12 protein-coding genes are annotated in these 15029 nt (G+C 53.7%); 6 read left to right on the top strand and 6 right to left on the bottom strand.

Annotation, left to right across the window (positions count from 1 at the left end):
* Positions 1-49: 49 nt before the first annotated feature.
* Positions 50-1402 carry an NADP-specific glutamate dehydrogenase gene (gene gdhA, locus SR894_RS19445; RefSeq protein ID WP_133731973.1) on the bottom strand — a complete coding sequence of 451 codons (1353 nt, stop codon included), beginning with the start codon at positions 1400-1402 and terminating at the stop codon, positions 50-52.
* A gap of 334 nt (positions 1403-1736) precedes the next feature.
* Positions 1737-2213 (bottom strand): NYN domain-containing protein, encoded by a 477-nt coding sequence (locus tag SR894_RS19440; RefSeq protein ID WP_133731974.1) that lies wholly within the window; start codon positions 2211-2213, stop codon positions 1737-1739.
* A 217-nt stretch (positions 2214-2430) separates the two neighbouring features.
* Here SR894_RS19440 and ovoA point away from each other — a divergent pair, with 217 nt between their 5' ends.
* A complete protein-coding gene (gene ovoA / locus SR894_RS19435) occupies positions 2431-4578 on the top strand; it encodes a 5-histidylcysteine sulfoxide synthase (protein WP_133731975.1) in 2148 nt (715 codons plus the stop codon).
* Positions 4579-4592: 14 nt separating this feature from the next.
* Here the strand turns inward: ovoA and SR894_RS19430 are convergent, their stop codons facing one another.
* Positions 4593-5684, bottom strand: a complete 1092-nt coding sequence (locus tag SR894_RS19430; RefSeq protein ID WP_223288995.1) for an ADP-ribosylglycohydrolase family protein — start codon at positions 5682-5684, stop codon at positions 4593-4595.
* 304 nt (positions 5685-5988) lie between these two features.
* On the opposite strand from SR894_RS19430, the gene SR894_RS19425 reads away from it, so the two are divergent.
* Both SR894_RS19425 and SR894_RS19420 read left to right on the top strand, forming a co-directional pair.
* Positions 5989-6225 (top strand): hypothetical protein, encoded by a 237-nt coding sequence (locus tag SR894_RS19425; protein ID WP_246638284.1) that lies wholly within the window; start codon positions 5989-5991, stop codon positions 6223-6225.
* 6 nt (positions 6226-6231) lie between these two features.
* Positions 6232-7737 carry a sensor domain-containing phosphodiesterase gene (locus SR894_RS19420; RefSeq protein ID WP_275951333.1) on the top strand — a complete coding sequence of 502 codons (1506 nt, stop codon included), beginning with the start codon at positions 6232-6234 and terminating at the stop codon, positions 7735-7737.
* Between the two features lie 86 nt (positions 7738-7823).
* Here SR894_RS19420 and SR894_RS19415 read toward each other — a convergent pair whose 3' ends face one another.
* Positions 7824-8444: a LysE family translocator gene (locus tag SR894_RS19415; protein WP_223288996.1), complete on the bottom strand. Its 621-nt coding sequence runs from the start codon at positions 8442-8444 to the stop codon at positions 7824-7826.
* A gap of 330 nt (positions 8445-8774) precedes the next feature.
* Here SR894_RS19415 and SR894_RS19410 point away from each other — a divergent pair, with 330 nt between their 5' ends.
* The gene (locus tag SR894_RS19410; protein WP_223288997.1) at positions 8775-10064 is read left to right on the top strand and encodes an MFS transporter; all 1290 of its coding nucleotides are present in this window, start codon (positions 8775-8777) and stop codon (positions 10062-10064) included.
* Between the two features lie 55 nt (positions 10065-10119).
* On the opposite strand, the gene mapR is transcribed toward SR894_RS19410, so the two are convergent.
* Positions 10120-11529: an aminotransferase-like domain-containing protein gene (gene mapR / locus SR894_RS19405; protein ID WP_223288998.1), complete on the bottom strand. Its 1410-nt coding sequence runs from the start codon at positions 11527-11529 to the stop codon at positions 10120-10122.
* Positions 11530-11748: 219 nt separating this feature from the next.
* Here mapR and ccoG point away from each other — a divergent pair, with 219 nt between their 5' ends.
* Positions 11749-13197: a cytochrome c oxidase accessory protein CcoG gene (gene ccoG / locus SR894_RS19400; protein WP_223288999.1), complete on the top strand. Its 1449-nt coding sequence runs from the start codon at positions 11749-11751 to the stop codon at positions 13195-13197.
* Positions 13198-13473: 276 nt separating this feature from the next.
* Positions 13474-14433 (top strand): methyl-accepting chemotaxis protein, encoded by a 960-nt coding sequence (locus SR894_RS19395; RefSeq protein WP_223289000.1) that lies wholly within the window; start codon positions 13474-13476, stop codon positions 14431-14433.
* An 89-nt stretch (positions 14434-14522) separates the two neighbouring features.
* Here SR894_RS19395 and hpaR read toward each other — a convergent pair whose 3' ends face one another.
* A complete protein-coding gene (gene hpaR / locus SR894_RS19390; protein ID WP_223289001.1) occupies positions 14523-14978 on the bottom strand; it encodes a homoprotocatechuate degradation operon regulator HpaR in 456 nt (151 codons plus the stop codon).
* Between the last annotated feature and the right edge of the window lie 51 nt (positions 14979-15029).

Here is a 15029-nt window from a genome sequence, read left to right as displayed (position 1 = left end):
AAGGACTGCGTGCTTTTTACAGTATAAGCGATTTATAAAATAAAGACGATCAGGTGACACCTTGTTCAATCATGGCATCAGCCACCCTTCTGAAACCTGCAATATTGGCGCCGAGTACCAAATTGGTTTTATCACCAAACTCTTCGGCTGTATCGGCGCACTGGCGGTGAATATTGGCCATAATCTGTTTTAATTTTTGGTCGACTTTCTCCAGTGGCCACTGCTCCATGCTGCTATTTTGTGCCATTTCTAACTGACTGGTAGCAACGCCACCTGCATTAGCCGCCTTGCCGGGCCCATAGGCAATTTTAGCGTCTAGAAGCAGGTCGACGGCCTCCTTGGTAGAAGGCATGTTGGCCCCTTCACTGATACACGTTATGCCATTAGCGAGTAAGATTTCCGCATCGCTTTCGGTCAGTTCATTCTGCGTCGCGCAGGGGAAAGCAACGTCGGCTTGAATACGCCATACGGCATTCCCGCCCTGAGGGTAGTCACGTGCAGAAATGTAGTGCGCGTCAGGGTGTTCGTGTAAGTAGGCTTCTAAAGAGGTGCGCTGCACTTCTTTGAGCTGTTTGAGTAAGCCTAAATCAATACCGTTTTCATCGTGAATGGTGCCACGTGAATCGCTGCAGGTGACTGGCCTAGCCCCCAGTTCGTATAACTTCTCAATGGTATAGATGGCTACATTGCCAGCGCCGGAAACGAGGCAGGTCTTGTCGCGCAGCTCTTCTCCCCGGGCAGCCAGCATGTTTTGTGCAAAGTACACTGCACCGTAGCCGGTGGCCTCTTTACGGCCTAGCGAGCCTCCCCAATTTAGCCCCTTACCTGTGAGCACGCCCTCATAGTGGCCAGTGAGTCGCTTGTACTGACCAAAGAGGTAGCCAATTTCACGCGTACCGACGCCGATATCGCCTGCTGGTACATCGCAGTGGGGGCCAATATGACGGTAGAGCTCGCTCATAAACGCCTGACAAAAGCGCATGATCTCGTTATCTGATTTCCCTTTGGGGTCAAAATCGGCTCCGCCTTTCCCGCCGCCGATCGGCAAGCCGGTTAACGCATTTTTGAAAATTTGCTCAAAGCCGAGAAACTTGATGGTGCCCGAGGTAACGCTGGGATGAAATCGTAAGCCGCCCTTGTAAGGGCCAAGGGCAGAGTTGAACTGCACGCGATAGCCTTTGTTGACCCGCACTTTGCCAGCATCATCTACCCAGCTTATCCGGAACATAATTTGCCGTTCGGGCTCGACTATTCGCTCAATAATGCTGTGGTGATGATAGTAATCACTCTGCTCGAGTAGCGGGCGCAGGCATTCGAGCACTTCTTCGGTGGCTTGATAAAATTCTGACTGTGCAGGGCTGCTTTTATTAAGCCGTGTCAGCGTATCGTGAACGTAAGGCATCGGGGCATGTCATCATGGTTATTCAACAGAGTATTGGCTGGCCAGAGCGTTAGAATATTTAACTGGCAGCATGCTTCTGTGCATAGCCTATGCCGGTTCGGTATGGGTAAATATGATGGGGTGGTTAGACTAAAGTATGCGTTTGAAAGGTTCGTCTCGCTTATTTCAAAAAATCTAATAAACGATGGATAAACGTTTTGAATTGGTTGGGATTTTTGTATAGCGCCTAAATAGATGTGCTACCGGCCGGAAACCTGGTCAATCCCCATGTCTTCGCGGCAGCCTTCTATCGAAATAGCTATCGACAGCAGTTTAGATTCTTTTCGAACTATAATTAATTCAATAGAAGCCCTTTATCTATAGCTATAAATTCACTGGCCGCATTTATCAGCGACGCTGCCGTCAGTTGGGGAACACCATACACTTCGACTTTTTTCCCGTGCTTCGCACGGATTTTTTGGACTAGCAGATCGAAGTCACCATCGCCGGATACCAGCACGATAACGTCTGCCTGTTCCGCATACTCCATCGCATCGAGGGCGATGCCCACATCCCAGTCACCTTTTGCGGAACCGTCTGAGCGCTGGATAAAGGGCTTTAATTTCACATCAAAACCAATCGCTCTGAGTATATTTTGAAACTCTCGCTGCTTTTGGTCACCCCTATCGATGGCATAGCAAACAGCTTTAATAACCTCTCTGTTAGCGGTTACGCGTGCCCAGAACTTGTTGTAATCAAAGTTTCGGCCATAGGCTTCGCGCACGGTGTAATAGACGTTTTGAATATCAACAAATATGGCAACGGTGGTCATCAATTCGCCTTTTCATGAACATATTAGAAGAAGTCGGGTTAGCTAGCCCCAGTCTAACACTCAGCCGGTTGTCGCCCTTCATCCGCAAAGAGCAAGGTCATGATGGAACAGTTTTGTACAACTAATGGTAGCTTTTGTATGAGTTTTTGGTTTTTAATGTCCTTATATGTTTACCTAGGCGAATCATCGTCGTTTAAAGATAAAGGCGCTCTAACCTATGACTTCCATAAGCTCGCCATTGGGTCTACAAGACACGACCTCATCCGACCTATTTCCCCGCACTGTGATGTTGGCAGGTAACGACCCTGAAGCAACGCGTCGAGAAATAGAGACTTGCTTCACTGCCACCTTTGACCGCTATGAGTCACTGTTTACCACGCTGACAAGCGAAGAAGCCTATGTGCGTAAGCCTATTGCTCTCAGGCATCCTCTGATTTTTTATCTCGGCCATACCGCGACGTTTTTCGTCAATAAGCTGGTACTGGCGAAGCTCTTGCCTGCCCGGATAGACCCCAATATGGAGTCTATCTTTGCGGTGGGTGTCGATGAAATGAGCTGGGATGATCTCAACGAAGCTCACTACTCATGGCCATCGGTCAGTGAGGTAATGGAGTACCGCGCCAAGGTGCGAGCGGCGGTGCTTAATTTGATCCGCGAGCTGCCCGTATCGCTGCCCATCGGTTGGGATAGCCCATTCTGGCCTATCGTGATGGGCATTGAGCACGAACGCATTCACCTTGAAACCTCTTCTGTTCTGATTCGCCAGCAGTCGCTCGATCTGGTCACGCCCCAGCCGGCTTGGGAGCCTATTCGCACTACCGGCGAGCCGCCGGAAAATACGCTGATTACGGTGCCTCAAGGCGAGGTGGTGTTAGGCAAGTCGTTTGACGACCCATGGTATGGCTGGGACAACGAGTACGGCCATCACCGCGCCGACGTGGAAGAGTTTAAAGCCAGCCAGTTTCTGGTTAGCAACAATGAGTTCCTAGAGTTCGTCGAAGCCGGTGGCTACTTGACCGACGCCTTCTGGTCAGAAGAAGGTTTGGGGTGGCGTAATTTTGCCAAGGCGACTCATCCCACCTTCTGGGTGTGGAAAAACGAATGGTTGCTGCGCTTAATGACCGAAGAGGTTGAGATGCCTTGGGATTGGCCTGTCGAGGTCAATTTCCACGAGGCCAAAGCCTTCTGTAACTGGAAAAGCCAGCAGACGGGTCAGCCCGTGCGCATGCCAACGGAAGATGAGTGGCATCGTCTGGTGGAAGAAGCAGGTGTCTCTGAGATTGAGAGTAACAAGCCCGCCAACGCCAACCTGCATTTGGATCACGGCGCCTCTTCCTGCCCGGTCACGCGATTCCAGCATGGCCAGTGGTTCGATGTGGTAGGCAACGTATGGCAGTGGATGGAAACGCCTACCTACCCATTCCCAGGGTTTGATGTGCACCCACTGTACGATGATTTCACAACGCCGACTTTCGACAACCAGCACAACCTGATCAAAGGCGGCTCCTGGATATCCTGCGGTAACGAAACCCGCCTTAGCGCGCGCTACGCGTTCCGGCGCCACTTCTTTCAGCATGCGGGGTTCCGCTACGTAGTATCAGATGCGGAGGTCAAGCTGCCCAGCGCTTATTACGAAAGTAATGCCCGCATGGCGGAGTACGCGGAATTCCATTACGGCGACGAGTGGTTTGGTGTTGCCAACTTCCCGCAGGTACTGGCTAACAAGGCGTTAGCCAGCATGGCCGGCCGCCAGAAAAAACGCGCTCTGGATTTAGGTTGCGCCAGCGGGCGCTCCAGCTTTGAGCTGGCCCGCGAGTTTGAGCATGTCGATGGCGTGGACTTTTCGGCCAACTTTATCCGTCAGGGCGTGGAAATGGCGGAGCAGAAAGTGCTGCGTTACACCCGCACCGAAGAGGGCGAGCTGGTTAGCTATCAGGAGCGCACCCTGGCAAGCCTGGGGTTGGAAGAAGCGGCCAACCGCGTTAGCTTCCACCAGGGGGATGCGTGCAATCTCAAGCCGCAGTTCAGCAATTATGATTTGGTGCTGGCAGCTAACCTGATCGATCGGCTGTATAAGCCTGCCCAGTTCCTGCAGACCATTCATCAGCGTATCAATGCCGGTGGCATCCTGATGATTGCGTCGCCATATACCTGGCTGGAAGAGTACACGCCGATGGAGGAGTGGATCGGGGGCTTCAAGAAAAACGGCGAAAACTTCAGCACGCTGGATGGCCTGAAGGAATTGCTTGAACCCCACTTCCGGATGATCAGCGATCCCGAGAAAGTGCCCTTCGTGATCCGTGAGACTATGCATAAGTATCAGCATAGCCTCTCGGAAGTCACGCTGTGGGAGCGGCGTTCTTAGCTAGCTTTTCAAAACTAGCTTTTCATTAGAACAAGACCCTCAATGGCCCGGTTAATCGACGTTTGTTCGGTTAACCGGGCAAATAGGTTGCCCGCCTCCTCGCCATTGATTAAGCCTAACAACACGCCCAGTACGGCACCTCTATGTACGCTATCGCCGCCAACTTCTGCGTTAATCTGTAAAGCCCGCAAAGGTTCTTGGTGGTGTTTGCAGGCAAGGTATAACACCGCAGGCCACGCGTCGGTAATGTAGCAAGCGGTTGATAGTTCCCTGCCTATTACCTCTCGCTCGGGGCGATTGCTCTCCACCAGCTTCGTTAATTCCCTACGGGATAAGCCGCGGGTCGCCTTCAGCAGCAGTTCCTGCACGTTGGTATCGTCATCGCGGAACAGTAGCGCGTCGATTAGCTCAACGTAGGCGTCGCAAACGTCGGCAAGAAAGTTGTCTGGATGGGTCAGTGCTAAGTGGCTGCGGCAAAGCTTGCGGGTATCGGCCAGCGAAAGACCCCTTAAGCGTTCACCGATTGCTAGCGGGGCAATCGTTACCAGGCCACCAATGGAAGGTGTGTCATGGGTGACGGCGCCGCACTTGTGGGGCGGCAGGCCTTTTTCAAGATTAGCGAAAAAGCCGCGATGATAAGACTCGGCGTAGGTGTCTGGATGGGCCGGTATCTCTGCGGTCATTAGGCGGATATAGGCTTGCAGGAAGGTGTCGCGGTCATAGTGTTTATCAGGCGCATCCATCGTTTGCATTAGGGTCAATGCGCAGTAGGCGTTAAGGGTGTTATCCCCAGGCTGCATGCCTTGGTGGTAGTGAACGTTGGGGCGGTTCCAGTACGACTGTTTGCCTTTAAGGATGACATCGCCAACGATCTCGCGCGGAGCTTGGCTATCCGCACGTTTGCGACCCCCACCGCTAGTCGAGTGCAGCGACATAATCGATGACGGATGGAATTCCGGCGGCGTTTCAAAGGTGGTTATTCCGTCTGGAAACGCACGGTCGATATCGTGAACGTTGTAGAACCAGTGCACCGGCATCGCCAGTGAATCACCAATAAAAAGGTTTCTAAGCGCGGCAATAGCTCTTGATGACACGTTGTCTGTCATGGATCTGATCCTTTAGATGCGTTTTGCCATCTTATGGCAATCTCCTGATTAGCGAACTGTCGACGGTCAACGCTGAACTCATCGCTGGGCCATAAAGGAAGGTAGGTACATGTCATCATGCTTGCGCAATTGTGATGTTGGGTTTGATCTTATGCTTGTTGTTCTTGGCCTGTGAATATCGCGCTCTCAGCCTGAAAAACAAATAATGGCATCAGAAAAATGAGCGCTATCAAATGCAATTTTTTTATGGGGCTGATATATATTATTAAAGAATCAGTGTTCATCTCGGCGTAGGTTTACGTACATGAATGCCCAGGAACAGGATCGTCTGTTCGCGCTCCGCCAGCTAAACCTGCTGGATACCTCCCCCAGTGAGAGTTTTGATCGCATAACACGGATGGCTAGCCAGCTATTCGGTTTGCCGATCGCCGCCGTATCGCTCACCGACGAGAACCGCCAGTGGTTCAAGTCCCGGGTCGGGGTCGATCATTGGGAGATTCCCCGTGAAACGGCTCCCTGCGGGGAGGTCTGCGATGCCTAAGAAGTCCTGGTCATCCCCGATCTGCTTGCCTCGGACTGCTACCGAAATAGCTATCTGGCAAAGTCAGGTATCCGTTTTTATGCGGGTGCACCGTTGGTCACGCGAGAAGGTCACACTCTGGGCGCGATGTGCGTACTAGACACCCAGCCAAACGAGCTCTCTGAGCAGGAGCAAACAATGCTCCGCGATCTAGCCGCCATGGTCATGGCCCAGATCGAGCTGCAGCACGCTTTTGGCAGGGTCGACCCGTTAACTGGCCTTTCTAACCGAAACCAGTTTGCTGAAGACCTACAGGATATGCAGCGTGACTCGCCACACGAGTGGAGAGTCGCGCTGTTGACCGAGGTGGTCGATGTCAGTGAGATAAGCGCGCTTCACCGTACCCTGGGCCCCGCTTACCTTGACGAGCTGGTAAGGGTTTCCGCCCGCTGTTTACAACAAGCCATCGGTTCGGGAATGAAAATTTACCACCTGGGTGGCTGCCAGTTCGTGCATCTGGTGAACCACGCCAGCGATACGCACTTGCTCCAGGAGGCGCTGCGGCTTCGTCAGGCGCTGCTCGCGCTTGAATCTGCCCGCGCAGTGCCGGTATTGGTTCGGCCCACCGTGGGTATCGCACCATTTTGTTTAGGCAAGATCGCGACTGTGGATATTTTGCGAAGTGCCTATGCCGCTTGCCTGGATGCTCGCCAAGCGAGAAGAGGGGCGGGCCTCTTTTCCTCGGAGCTGGATGCCGATTACCAGCGGCGTTATATGCTGCTGAACGACATTGGCCGGGCGCTGGAAAACGAGGATGAGCTTTACCTGGTCTTCCAACCGCGTGTCCGCCTTGATAGCGGCGAGTGTTCGGGAGCAGAAGCGTTGTTGCGCTGGCGCCATCCAGTCTTGGGGGACTTATCGCCAGACGAGTTTATCCCATTGATCGAACATACGCCGATGGCTAGGCCATTCACCCAATGGGTGTTGCGGCATACCGTTAGTCAGGCAGCAGCGTGGCACCGGCAAGGCGAGACACTGCAGATTTCGGTCAATGTGTCGGCGACCAATCTTGAGGAAGAGCATTTTGCCCTACAGCTACTGGGTGAGATGGCGCACATGGGACTACCGAGAGCCAACCTGGAGGTGGAGCTGACTGAAAGCGCGTTGGTTAGCCAGGGAGACGTGGCGACTGACCAGCTCAAAGCGCTGATAAGCGCTGGAGTGCGGATCGCCATTGATGATTTCGGTACCGGCTACAGCAGCCTCTCCTACCTGCACGAGATTCCCGCCCATACCGTGAAGATTGATCGCCTTTTCATCACCCATCTAGACAGTGATGAGCGTGCCGCGACGCTGGTCAACTCGATGATTTTAATGGCCCATGATCTGGGCTACCGCGTGGTGGCCGAAGGGGTAGAGAGCGATGCTGTTTACCGCCGCCTCGTTCAGTTGGGCTGTGACGAGGCTCAGGGCTATCTTATCGCCAAGCCGCTATCTCCAGCGGCGTTCGAAAAGTGGCTGCATCCGGGGTAAGTCGATCAGTTCCTGACGGGGTTTCGTCAGTCACTGATCACTCCTGATATAAAGCGACAGAGATATTGTTACATCCCAAATTAATATTAACCCGTCGGGCGGCGCATTAAGGTCATCAATACCCCCGCGCCAATCAAACTACCTGCACCGCAACGGTGTAGCAGGCGGCGAAAATTGGCGGTCATTAGTTGTCGGCTAGTGGTCGACAACAGTGTGTAGCCGAGGTCTGAGATGACACCGATCACAAGAAACGTAGCAAACAGAATCGCCAACTGGGGCGCCAGAGGCTGGGTTTGGTTAATAAACTGCGGCATGAATGCCATGAAGAATAGAATGCTTTTGGGGTTTAGCAGCGTCACCCAAAATGCCTTTGCGGTACCTTGCTGAACGTTCACCCCAGAGGCTTCCAGGTCATTTAACTGGCCGGATTCACGCCACATCTTGATGCCTAGGTAAAGCAGATAGAGAACCCCTAGCCATTTAACCATGGCGAATAGCTCCGCCGATGCCATCAGCAGCGCGCCTACGCCTGCAAACGAAAGTGACATCGCCACCAGGTCACCCAAGAAAAAGCCAGGCAACATCGCCAGAGCAGCTTTGCGGCCTTGATTGATGCCGGTCACTACCAGTAGAGCAACGGCGGGGCCGGGGGACGCGATGACCAAAAACGAAGCCAACACAAACGATAGCCAAAGCTCAATCGACATAGCGCTAATCTTCCTGTTGGTGAATTATTAACTTTATCTCGCCGTATAGTTGTAAGCCCTGGAACGCCGCGTGGCAATTATGTTCAGTGTTCATTTTCTCACCTATGTGAAGGAAAGCAGAGATGGCTGGTAGTGCTTGGTGGTGGCTTCCTTAAGTCTGAAAGCGGTCATTCAACAAAGGCTGCCTGCTTAACTCCACTTATCGCCCAGATGATCACTGGAGGTTACCCGCTAGCTGTTCAAAATCTGCATTGCTCATAGCGGAAGTTGCGACGACAATGCTCATAGCGACCTTGTATACATGCAATCAATGGCAGTGGAGGGCTCCGTATGAAAGCGTTGTCGAGCATGGGGTTTGCCCTATTTGGAGCCGCGCTGGTGGCGATCAGTTACGGGCTTGCGCGTTTTGCCTTTGGTCTGTTTGTACCTTCTATCAGTGCCGAGCTTTCGCTGACGTCTTACCTGGTCGGCATTATCGGGGCGCTGCCGTTTATTAGTTTTGTGCTTTCCACACTGGTCGCGCCGCTTGCCGCTGATCGGCTCGGTGCGCGTAACTTAGCCATTCTCTCTGGGTCTTTCGGTGTTGGCGGTTTAGCATTGATCAGCCAGTCGTCAGACGCGCTATCGCTGGGTATGGGTGTATTTATCTGCGGTATCTGCACCGGTTTAATGATGCCCGCGCTGACCGCTGCAATGCAGGCGCTGGTGAGCCGCGCAATGCATGGGCGGGTCAGCTCGATTATGAATGCCGGTACTAGCATCGGTATCATCGTGGCGGTACCGACCGTTGTGTTCTTGTCGGATGCATGGCGACTGACCTACACGATATTTGCTGCGCTTACCGCTATGGGAGTCGTGGCGGCATGGTACTTCATCCCTTCCGTGTCACGAGTCATTCCAGCCAACGCTGCACCACCACCGCCCATCACTAGGTCGCAATGGTCGCGCCTCATTCGGCTGACGATTTTTGCCTTCGCCATGGGCTTTGTATCTGCGCCGTACTGGCTTTTTGCTCCGGATCTGGCGGTTACCCTTGGCGCGTTGTCCCCAGGACACACCGGTTGGTTATGGTTCGCGGTAGGGGTCGCCGGGCTCGGCGGCGCTGTAATAAGTGATTTAGCCGACCGAAATAACCCACCCATTACCCAGGCATTGATGTTGATGATGCTGTCTTCAAGCTTGGTGTTGCTGGCCGCTAGCCCTGGTCAATTAGCGCTGGCGATGTTTTCCGCGATGGTTTTCGGTCTTGCCTACATGAGTTTGACAGGACTGTACCTGATGACCGGCATCCGGCTGCTGCCTGGGCGGCTATCGATGGGGCCGGTATTACCTTTTATGGCCTGCGCGCTTGGGCAGGCGGTGGGCTCGCCGGTGACTGGTGTGCTGGTCGACAGGCTTGGGTATGCGGATGCGTTTGCGATCTTTTCGGTGGTCGGCATTCTGGTCGCGGTGCTATCACCGCTTTATCCGGGCCATATCGACTATTTGACAGAGGAAGAAGAGCTGCAACCGACAGAGGCTGAAGATACTGGCCTCCAGGCCGCTTACGATCATCAGTTGCTGGATGAAAACGGTGACCCCATCGAACCTGTTGCTGAAGATGCCGAGACCCTTAGCTGACGTGTGCGGCTAGCCAGCCTAGGCGCTTGGCGAAAGGCTGCGTTGGATGTTCACGTTAAAAGAGGGTTAATAGCTTGCCTAGTGTTTCCATGCCGCGCTCGCTGCGTGGCGTCCAGGGGTGGCCATAGCTTAAGCGCACGCAGTTTCGAAACTGCTGGGTCGCGGAAAAGATCGGGCCTGGCGCTAAGCTCACACCATGTTCGAGCGCCGTATTGAAGAGTCGCAGCGAATCCACTTGCTCGGGAAACTCCGCCCATAAAAAGTAGCCGCCCGCAGGGCGGGTAATACGGGTATGGGCAGGAAAGTAGCGATCCGCCGCTGCCAGCATGCTGCTTTGCTGGGCTTCCAGGGCATGGCGGAGCTTACGCAAATGGCGGTCATAACCGCCGTGCTGCAAATAGTCTGCGATGGCTGCCTGAGCGGGCACGGAAGGTGAAATCGTGGTCATTAGTTTGAGCCGCGAGATAGCCTGGGCATAGCGACCGCCTGCCACCCAGCCCACCCGGTAGCCGGGTGCCAAGCACTTTGAGAAGGAGCTGCAGTGGATGACCAAACCCTCATCATCGAAGGCTTTTACGGGCGCAGGCGGCGTGCTGCCAAAGTACAGCTCGGCATACACATCATCCTCTAGCATGGGTATTTGGTGCTGTTTTAACAGCTGATAAAGCGCTTGCTTGCGCTCTTTACTCAGGCTGGCGCCGATTGGGTTTTGCAGGTGGCTCATAAACCAGCAGGCTTTGATCGGCAGTGTCTCTAGTCGCTCTGACAGCACCTCCAGGTCGATCCCCTCCCGTGGGTGAACCGGAATCTCCACCGCGCGCAGTTTCAACCGCTCCAACACTTGCAGGCTGGCATAAAACGCTGGGGACTCAATCGCCACCAGGTCGCCCGGCTCGGTAACACACTGCAGGGCCAAGTTAAGCCCCTCCATCGCGCCATTGGTAATCACCAGCTCTTCCATCGGCAGTTGAATGCCGCCCAGCATGTAGCGCAGGGCAATTTGCCGACACAGGTCAGTATGCCCGGTGGTCATATCGGCCACCACCTGCTGGGGCGAAAGCGCCCGCAGCCCCCGGGTCATGCTGATACTCAAGCGCGAAAGCGGAAACAGCTCAGGGCTGGGAAAAGCCGAGCCAAAGGGCACCGTTTGGTCATCCTGAAGCGAGTCAAGCACCGAGAACACCAACTCGCTGACTTCTACCTCTGCCGGGGCGGTGGGCTGCAGCGTTACGCGGGGTTCGTCCAGCAAGCGTCGGGCGTGTTCGCGCACAAAATAGCCCGAGCGTGCCCGTGCAGTGATAAGCCCTTGGTTTTCCAGTAAGTAGTAAGCCTGAAACACCGTAGAGGGGCTGATGCCGTGGTGTCGGCTCGCCTGACGCACCGAAGGAATACGCTCCCCAGGGCCAAGCACGCCTTGGCGAATCAACGTGGCTATCTCATCGGCAAACTGTTCGTAGCGTTTCATGGCATAAACCGTCGGTGCGTAGGGTAATAAACAGCTTCGATACTCTTAATTAAAAGCATATCAGATAGCGCCATATTCGGCGGTAGTTACCAACTGATATGGCTTTTTTCTCTAAAACTGCGTCTGTTTTAGTTGTCGGCCAGAAAGGCATAGTAGCGGCTAATTCGATGACGTCCCTCGACCGCATAGACCTCTACTCCCTCTTTTCTGGATCTCGGTATGACGCAACGCATTCCACTGCAAGACCTGGCCACGGAGGCGGCGGTTGAGTACCAATCGCCCTCCTCTAAGCCTTCCAATAATAAACCGCCTAACTCTCACTCCACTAAGCTGGGGCATATTTATGTGCGGGAAATAGGCGGTTTTTTCCAGCGTATCCGGCGTTTTTCTAACTGGCTGTTGATGGCGCTTTATTTCGGTTTGCCGTGGATCAACTGGGGTGACCGGCCGCTGGTGTGGTTTGACCTCTCTGCCCAGGAGTTCCACCTGTTTGCGGCGACGTTTTACCCCCAGGACTTTATCTTACTCACCTGGATTTTGGTGCTGTGCGCCTTTGGGTTGTTTTTGATCACGGTGGTGGCGGGGCGTGTGTGGTGTGGCTACAGCTGCCCGCAAAGCGTTTGGACGTTTCTGTTTATCTGGTTCGAGCATCGCCTGGAAGGGCCACGGCACCGTCGCATTCGGCGCGATAAATCGCCCCGAAGTTTGGATACGCTATGGCGCAAAACCGCCAAACATGCGGCTTGGTTACTGATTGCGCTGGCAACGGGAATAGCCTTTGTTGGTTACTTCACGCCGATAAGAGCGTTAGTAGTGGATGTGTTTACTCTGGATATGCACCTTTTGGCGCTGTTCTGGATCGGTTTCTTTACCCTGTTTACCTACTTGAATGCCGGTTGGCTTCGCCATCAGGTTTGTCTGCATATGTGCCCCTATGCGCGCTTCCAGTCGGCGATGTTTGATGCCAATACGCTGATTGTTTCCTACGATGCCGCCCGCGGCGAGCCGCGTCGGAACTCGCCTCAAAAGGGCGTAGAGGCAACTCGGGCCGGTGACTGCATCGACTGTGAACTCTGCGTTCAGGTATGCCCCACCGGTATCGATATTCGCGATGGATTACAGTACGAGTGTATTGGCTGCGCGGCGTGTATCGATGCCTGCGATAGCGTGATGGCGCGGATCGATAAACCGCTGGGGCTGATTCGTTACACCACCGAGCGCGAGCTGGAGGGTAAAACGACCCGCTTTTGGCGACCTCAGCTGCTGGCTTACTCAGCGGCGCTACTCTCTATGGTGGTGTTATTGGTCGGTTTCTTGAATTCCCGTGTGCCCATCGATGTCGATGTTGTGCGCGACCGCCAGACATTGTTTGAAAGCACGGCCGAGGGTCGCATTATCAATTACTACAACGTGACGCTGCGCAATCAAGATGGCCAGGCACATCGCTATGCGTTATCGGTAGCGGGATTACCAGGGCTTCGCCTACAGGGTATGGACACGATCGAGGTGCTGGCAAACGAGACGCGCAGCCTACGCCTAGGGTTAACGGTAGAGGCGGCCGACCTGACTCAGCCCAGCCAGCCCATTGAGCTTCGCTTTATTGCTTTAGATGACCCTGCGATTACGAGCGTAAACAAAATACCTTTCCTGGGGCCTTATGGGGAGTAGTAATGCAGCGCTTTGACGCCGGCACACCGGCAAAACGCTAGGTGAGGAAGCAGATTGAGCGGGGCAGTACGCCTCAACGGGGGGCGTGCACATTCAGGGGGATGGGTGGTTTTTGTCTCGACCTTCTGGCAGAAGGGTACAAATGATTGTCACCTATAAACAAGAAACTCTCGACTTCAATGCTCACAGTAATGCTACCCACCGTGATCACTCGGTGCATGAAAACCGACGATAAGGTGCTGCTTTCGTGCGCCAAATCTGGAGAGGGTAGCGATAATGTTAAATATAAGATCTTCCAAAAGGCTAGCGGATGACATTCTGGGTTTTTTTGGTCAGTTAGAGGGTGGCCAAGGCGCCATTGATAGCTCCATTTTTAGTGAACTACGTCGCAATTCAGACCTGTTTTCAACCATCCAATCATTTATTGACCGTAAATCCGAGTCAGAAAATGCGCTTGCCAACGAGTTGGCCTCAGCGTCGCAAAGCCTCACAGAAATGGAAAGGCACCATGCAGAGCTTGTCCGCCAAAAAGACGACCGTATTCGCTCGCTGGAAGCAGAGTGCCAACGCTTGACGGGGGAGCAAAGGGTATGGGAGATGATACAACTGACGCTCACCGAAGGCGTATGGGACTTTATCGTCTACCACGGTGATGTAGAAGATCCGGCAAGTGAGATGGTCATCACTGATCAGTTTAGGAGCCTCTTGGGCTATACCCGGGAGGAGCTGCCTAATGGGATGGACAGCCAGGCGAATATCACCCATCCAGATGATTTGCCCAATATTTTAGCAGCGTTTGAAAGGGAAGTTCTCTCGCCATCAGGCTCGGGCGAATATGTAGAAGAATTCCGTATGTACCATAAACGCCATGGCTATTGCTGGTTTAGGGAGCGTGGCCGCGCGATCAGGGGCGAAGATGGTCAACTGTTACGCGTCATTGGCGCGGTTCGTAACATTGAGGATGAGCGGTCGGCCAAGTCTGCCCATGAAACCATCGTGGTTAACAATCAGAAGACCTACCACCAGGTGTCAGAGGTGGTGGATGTGATCAGCCAGATTGCCACTCAAACCAATCTACTGGCGCTCAATGCTGCGGTTGAAGCGGCACGGGCAGGCGAGGCAGGCAGGGGCTTTTCGGTCGTCGCCGATGAAGTCAAAAAACTGGCCAACCAAACGCAGGATGCCACGAAACGCATTCAAGAAGTCTTGGAATCTCAGGAGCAGCAAAACGTTTAACGGTGAGCCGTTTAGACAAGGAGGCCCTTTTAAGCAGTGAGGATTGCATAAAAGGGCCCGCAGCCGTGATGATAACTTACCATTGAACGTTAAGTATCAGGGTCGGAAGGCAGTTGATCTGGATTAAGCTCTTGCACTTCTTTCAGCAGGCTCATCAGGGTACGGTACTTCTCCTCCCCCAGCGCTCGCTGAATCTTCTTGTACTGACTGATCATTTCAACTTTCATTTCCTCGAATAGCGCATTGCCTTTTCCGGTTAGCGTGACGCACAGGCGGCGCTGGTCGGTGGCAGGTTTCCAGCGTTCCACCAGGCCATTCTGTTCAAGTCTAACCAGCACGCCAGTCAAACTGGGTGGCAGTATACAGGCGAGTTTCGCCAGCCGGTGGCTTTCCAGGGTTTGATCTTCCGACTGCCACAGGATGCGAATCACTCGCCACTGCTGTTCGGTTATATTGTGGCGGTTGAGATGGGGCCTGAAGAAGTCCATCGCGGACTCACGGGCTTGCATCAACGCCAACGTTAAGGAGGGAGTAGGGCGTGCCATTCGTTGCCTTTTCTAAATAGCCACCAGGACAAGCTGCCTGGTGGCACTGGG

The sequence above is a fragment of the Vreelandella neptunia genome (genome assembly GCF_034479615.1).
Classification (GTDB): domain Bacteria; phylum Pseudomonadota; class Gammaproteobacteria; order Pseudomonadales; family Halomonadaceae; genus Vreelandella; species Vreelandella neptunia.
The sequence above is the reverse complement of the archived record's forward strand: the minus strand, read 5'-3'. Positions and strand labels throughout refer to the sequence as shown.